This is a genomic window from Roseomonas sp. BN140053 (genome assembly GCF_047690175.1).
Lineage (GTDB): Bacteria > Pseudomonadota > Alphaproteobacteria > Acetobacterales > Acetobacteraceae > Roseomonas.
The window spans coordinates 34805-52177 of record NZ_JBLLEB010000016.1 but is presented as its reverse complement, the minus strand read 5'-3'; the positions used below and the strand labels follow the sequence as shown (position 1 = coordinate 52177).

Annotated in this window: 19 protein-coding genes; 7 read left to right on the top strand and 12 right to left on the bottom strand. The window is 72.9% G+C overall.

What is annotated here, in order from left to right; genetic code table 11:
• Positions 1-8: 8 nt before the first annotated feature.
• A complete protein-coding gene (locus ACLIBK_RS15415; protein ID WP_415388164.1) occupies positions 9-569 on the bottom strand; it encodes an HNH endonuclease in 561 nt (186 codons plus the stop codon).
• Positions 570-714: 145 nt separating this feature from the next.
• Entirely contained in the window at positions 715-1353 is a 639-nt protein-coding gene (locus tag ACLIBK_RS15410; RefSeq protein ID WP_415388163.1) for an alpha/beta hydrolase, read from the bottom strand.
• Positions 1354-1402: 49 nt separating this feature from the next.
• On the opposite strand from ACLIBK_RS15410, the gene gluQRS reads away from it, so the two are divergent.
• Positions 1403-2263 carry a tRNA glutamyl-Q(34) synthetase GluQRS gene (gene gluQRS / locus ACLIBK_RS15405; RefSeq protein WP_415388162.1) on the top strand — a complete coding sequence of 287 codons (861 nt, stop codon included), beginning with the start codon at positions 1403-1405 and terminating at the stop codon, positions 2261-2263.
• A 23-nt stretch (positions 2264-2286) separates the two neighbouring features.
• Positions 2287-2841 (top strand): nucleoside 2-deoxyribosyltransferase, encoded by a 555-nt coding sequence (locus ACLIBK_RS15400; RefSeq protein ID WP_415388161.1) that lies wholly within the window; start codon positions 2287-2289, stop codon positions 2839-2841.
• 48 nt (positions 2842-2889) lie between these two features.
• Here ACLIBK_RS15400 and ACLIBK_RS15395 read toward each other — a convergent pair whose 3' ends face one another.
• Positions 2890-3180, bottom strand: coding sequence for a 4a-hydroxytetrahydrobiopterin dehydratase (locus tag ACLIBK_RS15395; RefSeq protein ID WP_415388160.1), 291 nt, complete (start codon positions 3178-3180; stop codon positions 2890-2892).
• Between the two features lie 41 nt (positions 3181-3221).
• Between ACLIBK_RS15395 and ACLIBK_RS15390 the strand changes: the two genes are divergently transcribed.
• Positions 3222-3644 (top strand): metallopeptidase family protein, encoded by a 423-nt coding sequence (locus tag ACLIBK_RS15390; RefSeq protein ID WP_415388159.1) that lies wholly within the window; start codon positions 3222-3224, stop codon positions 3642-3644.
• A 50-nt stretch (positions 3645-3694) separates the two neighbouring features.
• On the opposite strand, the gene ACLIBK_RS15385 is transcribed toward ACLIBK_RS15390, so the two are convergent.
• The 4 genes from ACLIBK_RS15385 to ACLIBK_RS15370 form a co-directional block, all read right to left on the bottom strand.
• Positions 3695-4321, bottom strand: a complete 627-nt coding sequence (locus ACLIBK_RS15385; RefSeq protein ID WP_415388158.1) for a uracil-DNA glycosylase family protein — start codon at positions 4319-4321, stop codon at positions 3695-3697.
• A complete protein-coding gene (locus ACLIBK_RS15380) occupies positions 4312-5034 on the bottom strand; it encodes an NAD-dependent deacylase (RefSeq protein WP_415388157.1) in 723 nt (240 codons plus the stop codon). Before ACLIBK_RS15380 ends, ACLIBK_RS15385 begins: the two co-directional genes overlap by 10 nt.
• Before the next feature lie 157 nt (positions 5035-5191).
• Positions 5192-5728 (bottom strand): RNA 2',3'-cyclic phosphodiesterase, encoded by a 537-nt coding sequence (gene thpR, locus ACLIBK_RS15375; protein WP_415388156.1) that lies wholly within the window; start codon positions 5726-5728, stop codon positions 5192-5194.
• Positions 5729-5732: 4 nt separating this feature from the next.
• On the bottom strand, positions 5733-6344 hold the full coding sequence (locus ACLIBK_RS15370; protein ID WP_415388155.1) for an arylesterase: 612 nt from the start codon (positions 6342-6344) through the stop codon (positions 5733-5735).
• Between the two features lie 55 nt (positions 6345-6399).
• Here ACLIBK_RS15370 and ACLIBK_RS15365 point away from each other — a divergent pair, with 55 nt between their 5' ends.
• The 4 genes from ACLIBK_RS15365 (at position 6400) to ACLIBK_RS15350 (ending at position 11249) form a co-directional block, all read left to right on the top strand.
• The gene (locus ACLIBK_RS15365; protein ID WP_415388154.1) at positions 6400-7137 is read left to right on the top strand and encodes an ABC transporter ATP-binding protein; all 738 of its coding nucleotides are present in this window, start codon (positions 6400-6402) and stop codon (positions 7135-7137) included.
• Positions 7134-9779, top strand: a complete 2646-nt coding sequence (locus tag ACLIBK_RS15360; protein ID WP_415388153.1) for an ABC transporter permease — start codon at positions 7134-7136, stop codon at positions 9777-9779. The genes ACLIBK_RS15365 and ACLIBK_RS15360 overlap by 4 nt, the downstream gene beginning before the upstream one ends.
• A gap of 49 nt (positions 9780-9828) precedes the next feature.
• On the top strand, positions 9829-10341 hold the full coding sequence (locus ACLIBK_RS15355; protein WP_415388152.1) for a nucleoside deaminase: 513 nt from the start codon (positions 9829-9831) through the stop codon (positions 10339-10341).
• 110 nt (positions 10342-10451) lie between these two features.
• Complete coding sequence (locus ACLIBK_RS15350) at positions 10452-11249, top strand: Bax inhibitor-1/YccA family protein (protein ID WP_415388151.1); 798 nt, start codon at positions 10452-10454, stop codon at positions 11247-11249.
• 92 nt (positions 11250-11341) lie between these two features.
• Here ACLIBK_RS15350 and ACLIBK_RS15345 read toward each other — a convergent pair whose 3' ends face one another.
• The 5 genes from ACLIBK_RS15345 to ACLIBK_RS15325 form a co-directional block, all read right to left on the bottom strand.
• Positions 11342-12130: a CarD family transcriptional regulator gene (locus ACLIBK_RS15345; RefSeq protein WP_415388150.1), complete on the bottom strand. Its 789-nt coding sequence runs from the start codon at positions 12128-12130 to the stop codon at positions 11342-11344.
• A 201-nt stretch (positions 12131-12331) separates the two neighbouring features.
• Complete coding sequence (gene fdxA, locus ACLIBK_RS15340; RefSeq protein ID WP_415388149.1) at positions 12332-12664, bottom strand: ferredoxin FdxA; 333 nt, start codon at positions 12662-12664, stop codon at positions 12332-12334.
• An 85-nt stretch (positions 12665-12749) separates the two neighbouring features.
• Positions 12750-13040 (bottom strand): RNA-binding S4 domain-containing protein, encoded by a 291-nt coding sequence (locus ACLIBK_RS15335; protein ID WP_415388148.1) that lies wholly within the window; start codon positions 13038-13040, stop codon positions 12750-12752.
• Positions 13041-13114: 74 nt separating this feature from the next.
• Positions 13115-16054, bottom strand: a complete 2940-nt coding sequence (locus tag ACLIBK_RS15330; RefSeq protein ID WP_415388147.1) for a helicase-related protein — start codon at positions 16052-16054, stop codon at positions 13115-13117.
• 222 nt (positions 16055-16276) lie between these two features.
• On the bottom strand, positions 16277-17359 hold the full coding sequence (locus ACLIBK_RS15325) for a Hint domain-containing protein (protein ID WP_415388146.1): 1083 nt from the start codon (positions 17357-17359) through the stop codon (positions 16277-16279).
• Positions 17360-17373: the final 14 nt, after the last annotated feature.

Sequence of the window (17373 nt, the reverse complement as noted above, 5' to 3'; positions counted from 1 at the left end):
AGGGCGGGTCAGCTTTCCAGTTCGCTGTCCCAATAGAGGTAGTCGCGCCAGCTCTCGTGCAGGTAGTTCGGTGGGAAGCCGCGGCCGTTGTCCTGCAGTTCCCAGGAGGTCGGCTGCCGCGGCGTCACCCGCGGCACCATCTGGCATTCCCGCGGCAGCTTGGAACCCTTGCGCAGGTTGCAGGGCCCGCAGGCGGTGACGACGTTGTCCCAGGTGGTGCGGCCGCCGCGGGACCGCGGCACCACGTGGTCGAAGGTCAGTTCCGGCGTCGGGAAGCCGACGGAGCAGTACTGGCAGGCGAAGTGGTCGCGCAGGAACACGTTGAAGCGGGTAAAGGCCGGGCGCCGGGCGGAGGGGATGTATTCGCGCAGCGCGATCACGCTGGGCAGGCGCATGGACAGGGTGGGGGAGCGCACCTCGTGCTCGTACTCGCTGAGCACGGAAACGCGGTCCAGGAACACCGCCTTCACCGCGTCCTGCCAGGACCACAGCGAGAGCGGGTAATAGGACAGCGGACGGAAATCCGCGTTCAGCACCAGTGCAGGGAATGTGTGACCGCCGTCGGGCAAGCGTCGCTCCCATGCCGTTGCGGCAGCGAAGCACCATCCCTGGGGCCATGTCGGACGAAATAGGCCCCAGATGCAGTGGCGCCGCCCGATATGCCGTCCTGTTTGCCACGCCCGTGTCGGGGCGGCAACAGCCGCCCGCGCGGTGTCACCGGCTCGTCACGCGACGGAGGAACTCCGCCCCCGCGGCCAAGCCGGAATCGTCGATGCCGTGTCCCAGCCCGGGCACGAACAGTGTGGACACCGGCGCGCCCAGGGCCCGCAGCGCGGCTTCCGCCTGGGCGGAGGCGGCGGCCGGGACCACCTCGTCTTCCCGGCCGTGCACCAGCAGCACCGGCGGCCACGGCGTGGTCCGGGACGCGGGCGGGTCCAGCAGGGCGCCGGAAAAGGCCATGATCCCCGCCGGCGGAGTCGCCCGGCGCAGCCCCACCTGCAGCGCCATCATCGCGCCCTGGGAAAAGCCCATCAGCACCAGCCCGGCCGCCGGCACGGCTTCGGCGGCCAGCAGGGCCGCCAGCCGTTCTTCCAGCGCGGGCCCGGCGGCCCGGATGGCTGCGGTCAGCACGGCCGGCCGGCAGTCGCCCAGCGGGAACCATTGCCGGCCGAAGGGGGCGTCCGCGTAGGCGTCGGGGGCGTCGAGCGCCACGAAGGCCGCCTCCGGCGCCGCCGCGGCCCAGGCGGGTGCCAGGCCGAACAGGTCCTGCGCGTCGGCGCCGAGGCCGTGCAGCAGCACCACGAGTTGCCGCGGGGCGCCTCCGGATGCGGGTTCGAGTCGCAGACCGTCCATGCGGGCACCCTTTCCTTTCGGCCCGGGCGCCGGCACATCCCGCGGCACGATGGCGTCCACCGTGACCCGCTTCGCGCCCAGCCCGACCGGCTTCCTGCATCTGGGGCACGCGCATTCCGCCTGGCAAGGCTGGCGCGCCGCGCGGCAGGCGGGTGGCCGCTTCCTGCTGCGGCTGGAGGACCTGGACCCCGGCCGCTGCCGCCCGGAATACGCCGCCGCGATCACCGAGGACCTGCGCTGGCTCGGGCTGGACTGGGACGGTCCGGTGCGCGTGCAGTCCGAACACATGGCGGAATACCGCGCGGCGCTGGACGTGCTGGCGGCACGGGGGCTGCTGTATCCCTGCTTCTGCACGCGGGCCGAGATCGCGCGCGAGATCGCCGGCAGCGGCCGGGCGCCGCACCTCGCCGCCGCGGGGCCGGACGGGCCGGTGTATCCCGGGACCTGCCGCCGACTGTCGCCGGACCGGCGCGCGGCGCGGCTGGCCGCGGGGGAGCCGCACGCGCTGCGGCTGGACATGGCGGGGGCGCTGGCCGGCCTGTCGGCGCCGCTGAGCTTCGAGGAGCTGGGGGAAGGGCGCGTCCGCTGCGACCCGGCGCGCTTCGGCGACGTGGTGCTGGCGCGCAAGGACGCGCCGGCCTCCTACCACCTGTGCGTCACGCACGACGACGCGGTGCAGGGCGTGACGCTGGTGACGCGCGGCGAGGACCTGCGCGCCGCCACCGACATCCACCGGCTGCTGCAGGACTTGCTCGGCTGGCCGGAGCCGGCCTACGCGCATCACCCGCTGCTGCGCGGCGCCGACGGCCGCCGCCTGGCCAAGCGGGACGGGGCGCCGGCGCTGCGGGACCTGCGCGCCGCCGGCCGCAGCCCGGGCGAGGTGCTGGCCCTGGCCGGCGCCACCAGCTGAGAAGAAGGGGAGGACGCGAGGGCATGGCGATCAAGGCGTATCTGGCCGGTCCCGAGGTGTTCCTGCCCGGGGCGCCCGAGCAGGCCCGGCGCAAGGCCGCGATCTGCGCCCGCTACGGCATCACCGGCCTGCCGCCGCTGAACGAGGACGTGGCCAGCCTGCGCGCCATGGCGGAGGAGGAAGCCTGGCGCACTATCTTCCGCAAGGACGTCGCGATGATGGAGGAGTGCGACGTCGTCATCGCCAACCTGACGCCGTTTCGCGGCGCCTCGGCCGATGCGGGCACGCTGGTGGAGTTGGGCTGGTATCTCGGGCGCGGCAAGCCGGCCTTCGGCTATTCCAACGTCGCGCTCCCCTTCGCCGAACGGTCCCGCGCCCAGGTCGCGGCGATGCCCGACCCGGTTCCCGGGCTGGCCACCAACGGCTTCGGCCTGGCGGACAACCTCATGGTAGCGGGCGCCCTGCTGGCCACCGGCGGCCTGCCGATGGTGCTGCCGGAGGACGGGATGGACCGTCCCTTCGACGCGCTGGACGTGTTCGAGCGCTGCGTGGCGCTGGCCGCGGCGCGGCTGGGGTAGGCTGCCGCGGGCTGACCGGCGGAGCCGGCTCCGGCCGGGCGGGGGGCCTCAGCGCAGCAGGGCGTCGATCGCGGCGGCCAGGCGCAGGTCGCGCGCGCTGAGCCCGCCCGCGTCATGGGTGGTCAGCACGATCTCCACCCGGTTCCACACGTTGCTCCATTCCGGGTGGTGGTCCTGCTGCTCGGCCAGCAGCGCCACGCGGTTCATGAAGCCCCAGGCCTCGCTGAAATCGCGAAAGGCGAAGCGGCGGCGCAAGGCGTCGCGCTCCGGCACGGGGTGCCAGTCCGGCAGGGTTGTGGCCAAGGTCGCGCGTTCAGCCGGGGAGAGTGTTGCGATCATGTGAGCGGGCCCTGCCTCCGCTTGACGGTCGGGGGCAGGTTATGGGCCTGCTGCCAACCATGCGCCACAGCACGCCGCCCACCGTGGATGACATCGCCGACATGGCCGACGCGGCGCTCGGCGCCCTGCCGCAGGAGCTGCGCGCTTCCGTGCGCGGGGTGGCCATCCTGGTGGAGGACGTGCCCGACGAGGCTACGCTGGAAGAGATGGGGCTGGAGCATCCCTGGGAGCTGACCGGCCTGTACCGTGGCGTGCCGCTGACCGAGCGATCCGTGTCCGACCCGGTGCGCGAGCCCGACACCATCCTGCTGTTCCGCGAGCCGATCCTGGTGGAATGGGTGGAAACCGGCGAGGACCTGTTCCGCCTGGTGCGCAACGTGCTGATCCACGAGGTCGGGCACCATTTCGGCTTCTCCGACGAGGAGATCGCGCGACTGGAGGAAGAGGGCGACGAGCCGCACTGAGCGGCGCCGGCAGCCCACCTCACCCGCGCGGGCCGCCCCGACCGGCAGCGTCAGTTCAGGATCGCCGCGACGTGCTGCCGCAGCGCCGGGATGACCTCCTCGTCGAACCACGGGTTGCGCTTGGCCCAGACCAGGGTGCGCCAGGACGGGTGGGGCAGGGGGAAATGCGCCGGCAGCAGGGTCCGGAAGTTCCGCACCCGCTCTGCCAGCCCCGGGCCGGGACCCAGCACCCAGCGCATCGCGTAGGTCCCGACCAGCAGCCGGCAGCGCACGGCGGGCAGCAGCGGCAGCAGGCGGGGATGCCAGATCGGCGCGCATTCCGGCCGCGGCGGGGCGTCGCCGCCGCGCGGCAGGCGGCCGGGATAGCACAGGCCGGTGGGCAGGATCGCCACCAGGCCGGAACGGTAGAAGGTGGCGTGGTCCAGGCCCAGCCAGTGGCGCAGCCGGTCGCCGGAAGCATCCTCGAAGGGTATGCCGGACAGGTGCGCCTTGGTGCCCGGCGCCTGGGAGGTGATCAGCAGCCGCGCCGTGTCGCTGACCTGCAGGATCGGCCGCGGCCCGAGCGGCAGGGCGGGGGCGCAGAGGGTGCAGGCCCGCGCCGCGGCCTCGGTGGCGGCCAGGCCGGCGCCGGGCGGTGGCGGAACGGCCGCGCCCAGGGGAGGCGCCTTCAGCCGCATCGTGCCAGCAGTTCCGCCACCAGGGCGGGCACCAGCGCGGTGGCGGGGCCGTGGCGGGCCTCGTCGAACAGGGCGGAGCCGGCGGAGGGTTCCAGGTTCAGCTCCACCGTGCGGGCGCGGCCGCGCACCTCCGCCACGAAGCTGGCGGCGGGATAAACCAGGCCGGAGGTGCCGATCGAGACGAACAGGTCGCAGCGGTCCAGTGCCCGGCCGATGCGGTCCATGCCGACCGGCATCTCGCCGAACCAGACGATGTTGGGTCGCAGCCCGCCGGCGGTGCCGCAGCGGGGGCAGGGGGTGGCGGTGGACAGATCCTCCTCCCAGGGCAGCACGGCGGCGCAGCGCGTGCAGCGGGCTTCGCGCAGGGCGCCGTGCATGTGCAGCAGGCGCTTCGAGCCGGCGCGGTCGTGCAGGTCGTCCACGTTCTGCGTCACCAGCAGCAGCTCGCCGGGCCAACGCGCGTCCAGCTCCGCCAGGGCGAGGTGCGCCGCGTTGGGCGACACGCCGCGCAGCTGGGCGCGGCGGGCGTTGTAGAAGCCGTGCACCAGGGCGGGGTCGCGCGCGAAAGCTTCGGGGGTGGCCAGCTCCTCCGGACGGTGGCGCTGCCACAGCCCGTCCGGGTCACGAAAGGTGGCCAGGCCGGATTCCTGGGAAATCCCCGCGCCGGTCAGGATCACGATGGCGGGCAGGGCAGGGTCGGCGGGGCGCGGCATGGCTCGTCCTGTGGCCACGCGCCGCGCCCAGGGTCAACGGCCCGGCACTTCAATCCTCGGCGCGGCGCGGACGGCGTGGTGGGCGCCGTGCGCCGGGCCGTGGCGACGACCCCCGCGGTAAAGGGTTAGCGCCCTGGCCGGGCACCGGGACCGGCGGCTACGCCAGCGCGTAGTCCACTTCCTGGACGTAGACCGAGTTCTCCTTGCCCAGGCGCGAGGAGAACAGGGTGAACTGTTCCACCCGCACCGGCGGGGCGCGGAACAGGTTGTGCGCCTGGACGTAGGCGATCAGCTTGGGGATTTCGGCTCGGTCGGTGCGCGCCAGGGTGACGTGCGGGGCGAAGCGGCGCCGTTCCGGTTCCAGCCCGACCCGCTGCAGCGCGGTTTCCACCTTGGACTGCAGGTGCGTCAGCGCGTCCGTCCGCTCCACCCCGGCCCAGAGCGCCTGGATCCGGCCGCCCTTCTCGAAGGTGCCGAGGCCTTGCAGCGTTAGGTCGAAGGGGCGGGCGCGGATGGCGGCCAGGGCCTCGTCCACTTCGTCGGCGCGCCAGTTCTCGATGCCGCCGATGAAGCGCAGCGTCAGGTGGTAGTTCTCCGGCGGCACCCACTTGGCGCCGGGAATGCCGCCGGCCAGGGCCGAGAGCTGGACGCGCAGCTCCGGCGGCAGGGCCAGCGCGACGAACAGGCGAAGCATCCCCTCAACTCCCCTGAACCTTGGACAGCAGCTGTTGCACTGCCGGCAGCATTCGCCGCACCATCTCCTCCACCCCCCGGGGATTGGGATGGATGCGGTCGGGCTGGTTCAGCTCCGGCTCCCCCGCCACGCCGTCCAGCAAGAAGGGGTAGAACACGGCCTCCGGATGTTCCCGCGCCAGCTGGACGAAGGCCTCGGCGAATTCGCGGCCGTAATCGGCGCCGAGGTTGGGCGGCGCCAGCATGCCCGCCAGCAGGGCTGGGACGTTGCGCGCCTTCAGCCCGTCCAGGATAGCGCCGAGATTCGCCTTGCTGTCGCGCGGGTCGATGCCGCGCAGCCCGTCATTGCCGCCCAGCGCCACGATCGCGGCGTCCGGCTGCTCTGCCAGCGACCATTCCAGCCGGGAACGGCCGCCCGCCGTGGTGTCGCCGGACACGCCGGCGTCGATCACGCTGACGGGGCGCCCGGCGGCGCGCAGGGCCGCTTCCAGCCGGGCCGGCAACCCCTGCTCGCGGTTCAGCCCATAGGCTGCCGTGATGGAGTCGCCGAGCATCAGCAGCTTGATCGGCCGCCCTTGCGCGCGCACCGGGGACGCGAGGCCCGCGGCGAGACACATTGCGAAACCGGTGAGACCCCTGTGCAGCGCAGCACGGCGGTCCAATCTGCGGGCGATGCCGGATGCCATGATGCCCTCCTCGCCCCACCGCGACGCCCTGATCGAGGCCCGCGGACTGCGTTTCAGGGTGGGGGGCTCGGCCGGGGAGGTCAACATCCTCAAGGGCCTCGACCTGTCCGTGCAGCCGGGCGAGGCGATCGGCATCGTCGGCCCTTCCGGTTCGGGCAAGACCTCGCTGCTGATGCTGCTGGCGGGGCTGGAACGGGCCACGGCCGGCACCCTTGAAGTCGCCGGGCAGGACCTGTCCGCGCTGGACGAGGACTCCCTGGCACGGCTGCGGCGCGACCGCATCGGCATCGTGTTCCAGGCCTTCCACCTCGTGCCCACCATGACGGCGCGGGAAAACGTGGCCGTGCCGCTGGAATTCGCCGGCCGGCGCGACGCCTTCGAGCGGGCGGAGGAAGCCCTGGCGCAGGTCGGGCTGGGGCACCGGCTGGACCACTACCCCGGCCAGCTCTCGGGCGGCGAGCAGCAGCGCGTGGCGCTGGCCCGCGCCTTCGTGGCCGGCCCCGCCCTGATGCTGGCGGACGAGCCCACCGGCAACCTGGACCGCAAGACCGGCGACGCGGTGATGGACCTGCTCTTCGGCCTGCGCGAGCGCTTCGGCACCACGCTGATCCTGATCACCCACGACCCCGCCCTGGCCGCGCGCTGCGAGCGGCAGGTGCGGATCGAGGACGGGCTGATCGTGTCCGACACCCGCGAGTCCGCCCTGGACGCCGTGCCGGCATGAGCGCCGCTTCCGAAGCCGGCGGCGGGCTGGCCGCCGGAGTGGGCGCGGCGCGGGCGGCGGCGCCGGCCCCAACCGGGGCGGGCGCGCTGGCGCTGGGCTGGCGCTTCGCCCGGCGCGAGCTGCGCGGCGGGGCGCGCGGGCTGCGGCTGGTGCTGGCCTGCCTGGCGCTGGGCGTGGCGGCCATCGCCGCCGTGGGCACGCTGCGCGATGCCACGGAAGCGGGGCTCTCGGCCGACGGGGCGCGCATCCTCGGCGGCGACCTGGACGTGCGGATGACCTACCGCCCCATGTCGCCGGAAGCGCGCAGCTGGCTCACCGCCCGCGGCGCCACGCTGAGCGAGGTGGTGGAGATGCGCGCCATGGCCGTGGCGCCCGCCGCGACAGGAGGCAATGGCGCGGCGGAGGGCGCACGGCCGTCCGGCGAGCGCACCCTGGTGGAGCTGAAGGCGGTGGACACCGCCTATCCGCTCTACGGCGAGCTGGTGCTGGACCCGCCCGGGACGCTGGACGCGGCGCCGGACGCCCAGGGCCGCTTTGCCCTGGCGCTGGATCGCATCGTGGTGGACCGGCTGGGGCTGCAGGTCGGGCAGGAGGTGCGGCTGGGCGAAGGGCGCTTCGTGCTGCGCGGCGTGGTGGCGCAGGAGCCGGACAAGGTCGCCAGCCCCGCCATCCTGGGCCCGCGCGCCATGGTGCCGATCGCGGCGATCCCCTCGACCCAGCTGATCCAGCCCGGTTCCCTCGTGCAGTACGACTACCGGCTGCGCCTGCCGCCCGGCGCCGATGCCGCCGCGCTGGGACGCGAGCTGCTGCGGCAGCCCTTCGCCGACAGCGGCTGGCGCGTGCGCGACACCTCCGAGGCTTCGCCCGGGGTCGGACGCTTCCTGGACCGCGCGGCTTCCTTCCTGACGCTGGCCGGTCTGACGGCGCTGCTGGTGGGCGGCATCGGCGTGGCCACGGGCGTGCGCGCCTGGCTGGACCGCCGGGCCCGCACCATCGCGACGCTGCGCTGCCTCGGCGCCCCGGCCTCGGCCATCTTCGCGACCTACCTGATCCAGGCGCTGGCCCTGTCCCTGCTGGGCATCGGCATCGGGCTGGCCGGCGGCGTGCTGCTGTTCTGGATCGGCTCGCAGGCCCTGGCGGGCGCCCTGCCGGTGCCACCGCGCCTGGGCTTCTACCCGGCGCCGCTGCTGCTGGCCGCGCTGTACGGGCTGCTGACGGCGCTGGCCTTCTCGCTCTGGCCGCTCGGCCGCGCCCGCGACATCCCCGGCGCGGCGCTGTTCCGCGACGTCGTGCAGCCCGGCGGCGGGCGGCCGCGCATCGGCCTGCTGCTGGCCAACGCCGCGGTGGCGCTGGTGCTGGTGGCGCTGGTGGTCGGCACCGCCGAGCAGCCGCTATTCGCCCTGTGGTTCTGCGTCGCGGCCGCGGCCACGCTGGCGCTGTTCCGCGCCGGTGCCTGGGCGCTGACCGCCATCGCCCGCCGCTTCCGCGGGGTGCGGCGGCCGACGCTGCGGCTGGGCCTGGCCAACCTGCACCGCCCCGGCGCCCCAACGGCGCTGATGCTGGTGTCGCTGGGCATCGGCCTGACCACCCTGGCGGCCATCGCGCTGATCGAGGGCAACCTGCGGCAGCAGATCAACGAGCAGCTGCCCAACAGCGCCCCGAACTTCTTCTTCATCGACATCCAGAACGATCAGGCCGCCCGCTTCGACGCCCTGACGCGGAGCCTTCCGGGCGTGGGCGAGGTGCAGCGCGTCCCCTCGCTGCGCGCCCGCATCGTGGCCATCAACGGCACGCCGGTGGAGCAGCTGCGCGTCAGCGAAGACAGCCAGTGGGCGCTGCGCGGCGACCGCGGCCTGACCTACGCTCCCACCCCGCCGGAAGGCACGCGCATCACCGCCGGGGAATGGTGGCCGGCAGATTATCGCGGGCCGCCGCTGGTGTCGCTGGACGCCAACCTGGCGCAGGGCTGGGGCATCGGCGTCGGCGCCACGGTGACCATGAACATCCTAGGGCGCGACATCCCGCTGCGCGTGGCCTCGCTGCGCGACATCCAGTGGCGCGGGCTGGGGCTGAACTTCGCGCTGATCGCTTCGCCCGGGCTGCTGGAAGCGGCGCCGCACACGCACATCGCCACGCTGCGCTCCGACCCGGCGGTGGAGGGCGCGGTGCTGCGGGCGGTGACCGACGCCTTCCCCAACGTCTCGGGCATCAACGTGCGCGACGCCATCGCCGCGGTGGGCGAGTTGCTGTCGCGGCTGGGCGCGGCGCTCTCCTCCACGGCGGCGCTGACGCTGCTCTCCGGCGTGCTGGTGCTGGCCGGCGCCGTGGCGGCGGGGCAGAACAAGCGCATCCGCGACGCGGTGGTGCTGAAAACCGTGGGCGCCACCCGCGCCCAGATCCGCAACGCCTGGCTGGTGGAGTTCGGGCTGCTCGGCCTCACCGCCGGCGTGCTGGCCGCGGCCGCGGGGACGCTGGCCTCCTGGGGGGTGGTGCGTTTCGTGATGCGGGCCGACTGGGTCTTCCTGCCGGGCACGCTGGCGCTGACCGTGCTGGGCTGCGTGGCCCTGACCATGGCGATGGGGTGGGCCGGCACGGCACTGGCCCTGCGGGTGCGGCCGGCGCCGCTGCTGCGCAATGAATAGGGACGCGCCGCCGATGGACCGCGGTTCCCCAGGCACTACTCTGCCGGGCATGAGCAGCCCCGACCCGCAGGATTTCACCGCAGAGGACGCCTTCTGGCTCCGTCGGGCCTATCGCGCCGCCGGGGACGCCCGCGCCCGCGGCGACCGGCCCTTCGGCGCCGTGGTGGTGGATGCGGCGGGGGAGGTACTGGCCGATGCCGGCTCCACCCAGGGCGCCAGCGGCGACGGCACCCTGGCGCATTCGGAGATGAACGCCCTGGGCAGCATCATCCGCGCCGGCATCCCGCGCGAGCGGCTGGAGGGCAGCACGATCTATTCTTCCGGCGAGCCCTGCGCGATGTGCTCCGCGGCGATCTTCTACGGCGGCATCGGGCGCGTGGTGTACGGTTTGTCCGCCGGGGCCATCCTGGAACTGCGCAACGCCCGGCCGGAAACGGCGGGGCTGTCGCTGTCCTGCCGGGCGGTGCTGGAGAGCGCCCACCGACCCCCCACCGTGATCGGCCCCTGCCTGGAGGAGGAGGGCGCGGTTCCCCATCGCGGCTACTGGACGGAGGCGGCCTGAAGGGGCCTGTGTCGAACTCCCCCATTGATCCGCATTACGGAAATTCCATATCTTTCACATAGCGGGGATGGCCCCAACCCTCATCCCTCGCTGAAGGAGTCGTTCCTCTCATGGCATTGCGTCCCGACAACCGCTTCACGACGGGCGGCTCGGCCTGGACCCAGCCGCTCGGCCGCGCGTCCACCGACAGCGCCGTCCTGGATGCCGGGCTCCGCGCTTACATGCTGCGGGTCTACAACTGGATGGCATCCGGCTTGGCCCTGACGGCGATCATCGCCTACGTGGTGGCCAACACGCAGCTGTCCGAAGCCTTCTACACGGTGGTCCGCACCCCTCGCGGCCTAGCCACGCAGCCGACCCTGCTGGGCTACGTCGCGATCTTCGCGCCCCTGGCCTTCGTCCTGGCGCTGAGCTTCGGCGTCAACCGCATGTCCAAGGGCACGGTGCAGGCGCTGTTCTGGGCCTTCTGCGTGGCGATGGGCGCCAGCATGGCGAACATCTTCGCCGTGTACGTCGGTGCCTCGATCGCCAGCACCTTCTTCGTGACCGCCGGCATGTTCGCCGCCGTCAGCATCTATGGCTACACCACGAAGACGGACCTGACCCGCATGGGCAGCTTCCTGATGATGGGCCTGATCGGCATCATCATCGCCGGCATCGTGAACATGTTCATCGGCAGCACGGCGCTGCAGTTCGCCATCAGCGTGATCGGCGTGGTGGTGTTCGTGGGCCTGACCGCCTTCGACACGCAGCGGATCAAGGCCGACTACCTCGAGTACGCCTACGCGGAAGGCTCGGACGAGGCGGCCAAGCGTTCGGTGTTCGATGCGCTGGGCCTGTACCTGAACTTCGTCAACCTGTTCCAGCTGCTGCTGCAGTTCATGGGCGTGCGTCAGTCCTCCGACTGACCGGGTTGAGCGCATGAGAAAGGCCCCGGGGAGCGATCCCCGGGGCCTTTTTCGTTGGCTCGACGCGGTAGCGGACCGATGCCCGCCCAGCCTCAGCCCTGCTTGAGGAAGTCCATCAACTTCTGCGTCGCGGCCGGCTTGTCCGTGCCGTCGCGCGCCGCGACCTCCATGGCCAGCCGGTCCAGCGCCAACTCGTAGATCTGCCGCTCGGAAAAGGACTGGTCGGGCTGCCCGGCGTTGCGGTGCAGGTCGCGCACCACCTCGGCGATGGCAATCGGGTCGCCGCTGTTGATCTTCTGCTCGTATTCCTGGGCGCGGCGCGACCACATGGTGCGCTTGATTCGCGCCTTGCCCCGCAGCGTGTCCATGGCCTCGTCCATCACCTTGGGCGAGGCGAGCTTGCGCAGCCCCGAGCTCGGCGCCTTGGCCATCGGCACCTTCAGGGTCATCCGGTTCTCCTCGAAGGTGATCACGATCACTTTGAGGGTGGTGCCGGCCACAGGCACTTCCTCGATGCCCTGGACCTGCCCGACGCCGTGCGTGGGGTAGACGACGTGGTCGCCCGCCTTGAAGTCCTTGCCGGGATTGCCGAGCGGCTTGGGCGGCGGCACCGGCCGGATCGGGCCGGCGGCCACGGAGGGCTGCGCGGGCTCCGGGGCAGCGGCGGGCGGCGCTTCCGGGGCGGGCTCGGCGTCCTCGACCGGGTCGGTGTCCACCTTGCGGGCGGCCGGCGCCGCGGAAGGCTTGGCCGCGAGGCGAGGGGATGCGGGCTTGGGGGCGGCAGCCGTCTTGGCGCGCGACGCCGCCGCGGGCGCCGGGCTGGCAGCCTCCTCGTCCGGCGTGGCGGAAGCGGGCGCCTGGGACTTGGCTGGGGCCTTCATGCGGTTAACCTCCGAAACTCGGGAGCGGCCTCAACCGGAACCCCGCGCGGCACGGGGAAACGGAACGGCCGCACGGCGCGGTGACCAGCCTGCGGGCGCTGAACGGCATGATCGCTTGCCGCAACGCGGTTCGAGGCCGGGACGCTTCGCGGCGAGGGGCGTCCATAGCAGAAAAGACGCCCCCCGTCATGCGATCGATTCTCAGGGCGTGCCGGGTTCCGGATTAAACAGCTCACGCTTGCCCGGCTTGTCCTTCCATTCCTCCGCATCGGCCGGCGCCTCACCCTTGCGGGTGATGTTGGGCCATTGCGCGGAATAGGTGCGGTTGAGCTCCGCCCAGGAGGTCGCGGCGTCGTCGCTGTCGGGCAGGATGGCTTCCGCCGGGCATTCGGGCTCACACACGCCGCAATCGATGCATTCGTCCGGGTGGATCACCAGCATGTTCTCGCCGACATAGAAGCAATCGACCGGACACACTTCGACGCAGTCCATGTACTTGCACTTGATGCAGTTCTCGGTGACGACGTAGGTCACTGGCAGGCGACTCCTGTCCGGATTCCCGGCTTGGCGGGCGGCAAGCGTCACATGGCGCGGTCGTCCCATCAGGACAACCCGCCTTTCAGCCGGGCAGCTCCTCGTACAGCGCGCGTGCTTCCGTGGCAGGGCCGCGGCGCTCGGCCAGGCTCAGCACCCGCCACACCCGCACGCTGCCGCGTTCCGGCCCGCCCAGGGCCAGCGTGAGCACGTCGCCGGGTCGCAGCTTGGCGTGCGCCTTTTCCGTGGGCTGCCGGTTCAACCGCACGGCGCCGGATTCCACGAGGCGGGAACAGGCGGCGCGGGTCTTGGCGAGCCGCGCGCACCAGAGCCAGGCATCCAGCCGTTGCCAGTCCCGGCCTTCGGTGTCGCTCATGCCGGCCGCATCAGCGCCGGCCGGGTCGCGGGCCGCCAGTTGGTCCCGTCATCCGCCGAGGCCGGCTCACGCCCTCACTTGCCCAGCTTCAGCTTGGCCAGCACCGCGAAGGGGCTGTCCGGGTCCATCGGACGCTCCTCGCGCCGGGGCGGTTGCGCCGGCGGGAAACGACGCCCGCGGTCGCCCTGGCGGTCGCCGCCCTGGCGCTCCCCTCCTTGGCGTTCCTCCTGGCCCGCGCCGGCCGGCGGCCCACCCTGCGGGCGGTTGCCCGGCCCGCCATTGTTGCCGCCCGGGCGACCACCGCCACCATGCGGTCGGTTCTGCCGCTGGTCGCCGCCATGCTGACGGCGCGGGCCGTCGCGGCGCGGGGCATCCGGGTCGCGCGGCGGCCGCGCCGCAGGGGCGGGCTGCGCGGCTGCCGCCGCATCGGGCTCGGCACCCGGGGCCTCGGCCAATGCCTCGGCAGGCGCGTCGTCCGCGGCTGGCTTCGGCGGCGCGCCACCGGGCGTGTGCCGGCCGGGACGCGGGCCGCGCTCCGGGCGCTGACGGCGGTGCTGCTCGTCCCGCCGCAGGGCCACCAGGGCCGGGGCAAGGGGACCGTAGACGTTCTCCGCCAGCGGCTCGGAGGGCAGGAAACGGAAGCCCAGCGCGGTCAGCGCCGGGCCCAGCGCTTCCGCCTTGAGGCCGAGCCGGCTGGCGACGTCGGAGGGCAGCACGGCCGGGGCACGGCGCGTCAGGTGGCCCAGCTCGCCCGCCACGCGCTCGGCGACGTCCAGGCGCACCAGCACCTCGCCGGCGCTCACCCAGCCCATGGTCTCGGCGAAGCCGCGCGGCCAGTTGGAGGGCGGCGTGATGCTGACGAGGCCGCTGACCGGCAGCGGCGGCACCGCGCTCTGGGCGGCGAGCGACCAGAGCTGCGCCCGCAGCGCCATCGGCCGTGGCTTGAGCATTTCCGGCAGGTACAGCGCGTAGCGGCCGGCGCGGACGCCCACCGCCTTCAGCTTGGCGCGCAGATCGGGCGGTATCTCCCGCTCCGTGCCGCCCGGCAGCAGGCCGAGATATTCGCGCAGCCGGAACAGGTGGCCGCGTAGGCTGGCATCCTCGGCCGCCTTGGTCTCGGCGGCCTCCAGCGGCGCCAGGGCCTTCTTGACCAGGTTCTCCAGCCAGGTCGCCAGCCGCGCGCGAACGCGCTCCCGCTGCGCCCCGTCCAGGAACTCGGAGTTCAGCGGCTCCACCACCGGCTTGTCCGGGGTGGGGCCGGCCTTGAGGCGGGCGATCTCCGCCATCTCATGCCCGGGGGAGCCCGGCGGCGGCGAGCCCGGCATGGTCCAGGTCACGCGCTGCAGCGGCGTCAGCCCGAAGGCGTCGTCGCTGCTGGCTTCCAGCTGGGCGACGCGCCGCGGCATCTCCTCGCGCAGCGCCCGTCGGGCGGCGCGCAGCACCACGCGGCGCTCGTCCTCGCCGGCATCGGCGGCGGTGTCGGGCTCGAAGGTGAAGCCGGACACCTTGCCGACGGGATGGCCTTCCACCACCACCTCCCCGCGGCGCGTCACGGCCGAGAGCAGGTCCTCGTCGTTCTCGTCGAGCTTGCGCATCAGGTGCGCGGCGCGGCGGTCCACGAAGCGGGCGGTCAGGCGCTCGTGCAGCGCGTCGGACACGGCGTCCTCGGCGGCGCGGGCCTCGCCCTGGAAGCGCGGGGCGTCGCGCACCCAGTCGGCGCGGGCGGCGATGTAGCTCCAGACCCGGATGGAAGCGAGGCGCGCCATCAGCGTGTCGAGGTCGCCCTCGATCGAGCCGCAGGAGGCGATCTGCGAGCCGATCCAGTCATCCGGCACTGCGCCGTCCTCGACGAGGTGCTTGAACACCCGGCCGCAAAGCCGGACATGCGTCTCGTCCGCCAGCTTGCGGAAGTCGGGGATCTGGCAGGCTTCCCACAGCAGCCGCACCCGAGTCCGGCTGTCGGCGAGGCGGCGGATCTCCTCCTCGCGGGCCAGGGCGGAGAGCGTCACGTGGTCGTCGGCGTCGTTGCCGCGCGCCAGCCCGGCGAAGGGCGGTGGGGCCGCGAGGCTGTCCAGCAGCGCGTCGGGCGAGGCAAAGTCCAGCGCGCTGTTGCGCCAGGCCAGCGTCTGCAGCGCGTCGAACTGGTGCCCCTCGATCTTGGTGGTCAGCTCGTCACTCAGGGGGGGACAGTCGGCGGTGACGCCAAAGGTGCCGTCGCGCATGCCGCGACCCGCGCGGCCGGCGATCTGCGCGGCTTCCTGCGCCGTCAGCGGGCGCGGGCGGTGGCCGTCGAACTTGGTCAGCGAGGCGAAGGCGACATGGTCCACGTCCATGTTCAGCCCCATGCCGATCGCGTCGGTGGCGACCAGGAAGTCCACCGCGCGCTCCTGGTACAGGGCGACCTGGGCGTTGCGGGTCCGGGGGGAAAGGCGGCCCATCACCACGGCGCAGCCGCCGCGGCGGGAACGGATGGCTTCCGCGATGGCGTAGACCTCGGCCGCCGAGAAGGCGACCACGGCGGAACGCGGCGGCAGGCGGGTCAGCTTGGCCGGGCCGGCATAGGTCAATTGGCTCAGGCGCGGCCGCGTCTCGATCTCGGCCGAGGGGATCAGGCGCTGCAGCAGCGGCCGGATCGTCTCAGCGCCCAGGAACATGGTTTCCACCATGCCGCGGGCATGCAGCAGGCGCTCGGTGAAGACGTGGCCGCGATCCGGGTCGGCGCAGAGCTGGATCTCGTCGACGGCGACGAACTCGGCGCGGCGGTCGAGCGGCATGGCTTCCACCGTGCAGGCGAACCAGCGCGCTTCCAGCGGGATGATCTTCTCCTCGCCGGTGATGAGGGCAACGTGCGCCTCACCCTTGGCGGCCACCATGCGGTCGTAGTTCTCGCGCGCCAGCAGGCGCAGCGGGAAGCCGATGATGCCGGAGGAATGCGCCAGCATCCGCGTGATGGCGAGATGCGTCTTGCCGGTATTGGTGGGGCCGAGAACGGCCTTGACGCGAGGTTCGAACATGGGGGGAGCGTGTTGGCTCATGCTGGCCGAGTGTGTGGCCATCTCCCGCGCGCTTGGCAACCGCCCAGGACGGGGAAGGCAGGGCCCGGGCCGGCAAAACGCCGCGCGAGGCGGGCGTCACCGGACCGGCGGAAACGAAAATGGCGGCACCCGAGGGTGCCGCCATCTCCGTGCGACGCTTCCGGCCGAGGCGGGTGGTCCACCTGGCCGGCGCGCCGAACCTCAGGCCGCGCGAGCGGCCGGCTGCTCGATCCAGCGCGCCGCGATGGCGGTACGGGCCGCCAGCAGGGCCGGGTCGTTGGCCGAAGTGGTCTTCGGGCAGACATAGAGCGAGGCGTCGGCCGGCTCGGTGCCCTCGAAGTCCGGGTGCATGGCGGGCACGGCGGCGTTGGCGAAGGCATTGCGGTTGCCGCGGTCCAGGTAGGACTCGGCAGCCACACCCTCGGCCAGCATCAGGTCATGCTGCGGCAGCTCGACGTGCCAGTAGGTAACCGAAGACCAGCCGGCCTCGCGCACCACGGCCTGACCGTCCACCAGCAGGCGGGCGGGAACCAGGATGCCGTCCACGAACAGGCAGTGGTCGGGCGACACGACCAGGTCGCGCACGGGCTGGTTGTTGCCCAGGGCGCCGGCGCGGACGCGGATCGGGTTCACCTTCTCCGGACGCGGGTGACGCAGCAGGTCGACCCGGCGCCAGCCGAGCCAGGTCACCGGGGCGAAGTCGCCCTGGCGTCCGGACACGGTGCGGACCTGATCGCCGATCTGCAGGTCTTCCACCGCGACGTTGCCGCGCTGCGTCTCGACCAGGGTGCCGGCGGCGTAGCAGGGGATCACCACCTGGCCGTCGAACACGAACTTCTCGACTTCCTGCACGAAGTTGCTGGAAGCGAACTGCGGGTCGTTGCCGGTGTAGACGACGGTGTAGGTGTTATCGCCCAGGGCCGTGACGTTGTAGTCCTGGTAGGCGCCGCCGAAGAAGGCGGTGTCCTGACCGGCGCCGCCGGACATGATGTTGAAGCCGGTGCCGCCATACAGCGAGTCGTCGCCGGCGCCGCCGTCGAGGATGTCGTTGCCCGCGCCACTGTCCAGGAGGTCGGCGCCGCCACCGCCCGAGATCACGTCGTCGCCGCTGTTGCCGTACAGCTGGTCACGACCCGTGCCGCCCGCCAGCGCGTCATCGCCGGCACCGCCGAACAGGGTGTCGTTGCCGCCCAGGCCGAGCAGCACGTCATTGCCGAGATTGCCGAAGAATTCGTCGTCACCCGCCGTACCGGGCAGCGTGTCGTTACCGTTCGTACCGCTCATGAAGGGGGGACTTC

Excerpts from the sequence above, each read along its gene's own strand:
- thpR (WP_415388156.1), bottom strand. The coding sequence starts at position 5,728 with ATGCTTCGCCTGTTCGTCGCGCTGGCCCTGCCGCCGGAGCTGCGCGTC.
- ACLIBK_RS15385 (WP_415388158.1), bottom strand. The coding sequence starts at position 4,321 with ATGCGGCTGAAGGCGCCTCCCCTGGGCGCGGCCGTTCCGCCACCGCCC.
- ACLIBK_RS15355 (WP_415388152.1), top strand. The coding sequence starts at position 9,829 with ATGAGCAGCCCCGACCCGCAGGATTTCACCGCAGAGGACGCCTTCTGG.
- ACLIBK_RS15380 (WP_415388157.1), bottom strand. The coding sequence starts at position 5,034 with ATGCCGCGCCCCGCCGACCCTGCCCTGCCCGCCATCGTGATCCTGACC.
- ACLIBK_RS15370 (WP_415388155.1), bottom strand. The coding sequence starts at position 6,344 with ATGTGTCTCGCCGCGGGCCTCGCGTCCCCGGTGCGCGCGCAAGGGCGG.
- ACLIBK_RS15335 (WP_415388148.1), bottom strand. The coding sequence starts at position 13,040 with ATGAGCGACACCGAAGGCCGGGACTGGCAACGGCTGGATGCCTGGCTC.
- ACLIBK_RS15345 (WP_415388150.1), bottom strand. The coding sequence starts at position 12,130 with ATGAAGGCCCCAGCCAAGTCCCAGGCGCCCGCTTCCGCCACGCCGGAC.
- ACLIBK_RS15330 (WP_415388147.1), bottom strand. The coding sequence starts at position 16,054 with ATGTTCGAACCTCGCGTCAAGGCCGTTCTCGGCCCCACCAATACCGGC.
- ACLIBK_RS15365 (WP_415388154.1), top strand. The coding sequence starts at position 6,400 with ATGCCGGATGCCATGATGCCCTCCTCGCCCCACCGCGACGCCCTGATC.
- ACLIBK_RS15350 (WP_415388151.1), top strand. The coding sequence starts at position 10,452 with ATGGCATTGCGTCCCGACAACCGCTTCACGACGGGCGGCTCGGCCTGG.
- ACLIBK_RS15395 (WP_415388160.1), bottom strand. The coding sequence starts at position 3,180 with ATGATCGCAACACTCTCCCCGGCTGAACGCGCGACCTTGGCCACAACC.
- ACLIBK_RS15410 (WP_415388163.1), bottom strand. The coding sequence starts at position 1,353 with ATGGACGGTCTGCGACTCGAACCCGCATCCGGAGGCGCCCCGCGGCAA.
- gluQRS (WP_415388162.1), top strand. The coding sequence starts at position 1,403 with ATGGCGTCCACCGTGACCCGCTTCGCGCCCAGCCCGACCGGCTTCCTG.
- ACLIBK_RS15360 (WP_415388153.1), top strand. The coding sequence starts at position 7,134 with ATGAGCGCCGCTTCCGAAGCCGGCGGCGGGCTGGCCGCCGGAGTGGGC.
- ACLIBK_RS15390 (WP_415388159.1), top strand. The coding sequence starts at position 3,222 with ATGGGCCTGCTGCCAACCATGCGCCACAGCACGCCGCCCACCGTGGAT.
- ACLIBK_RS15400 (WP_415388161.1), top strand. The coding sequence starts at position 2,287 with ATGGCGATCAAGGCGTATCTGGCCGGTCCCGAGGTGTTCCTGCCCGGG.
- ACLIBK_RS15325 (WP_415388146.1), bottom strand. The coding sequence starts at position 17,359 with ATGAGCGGTACGAACGGTAACGACACGCTGCCCGGTACGGCGGGTGAC.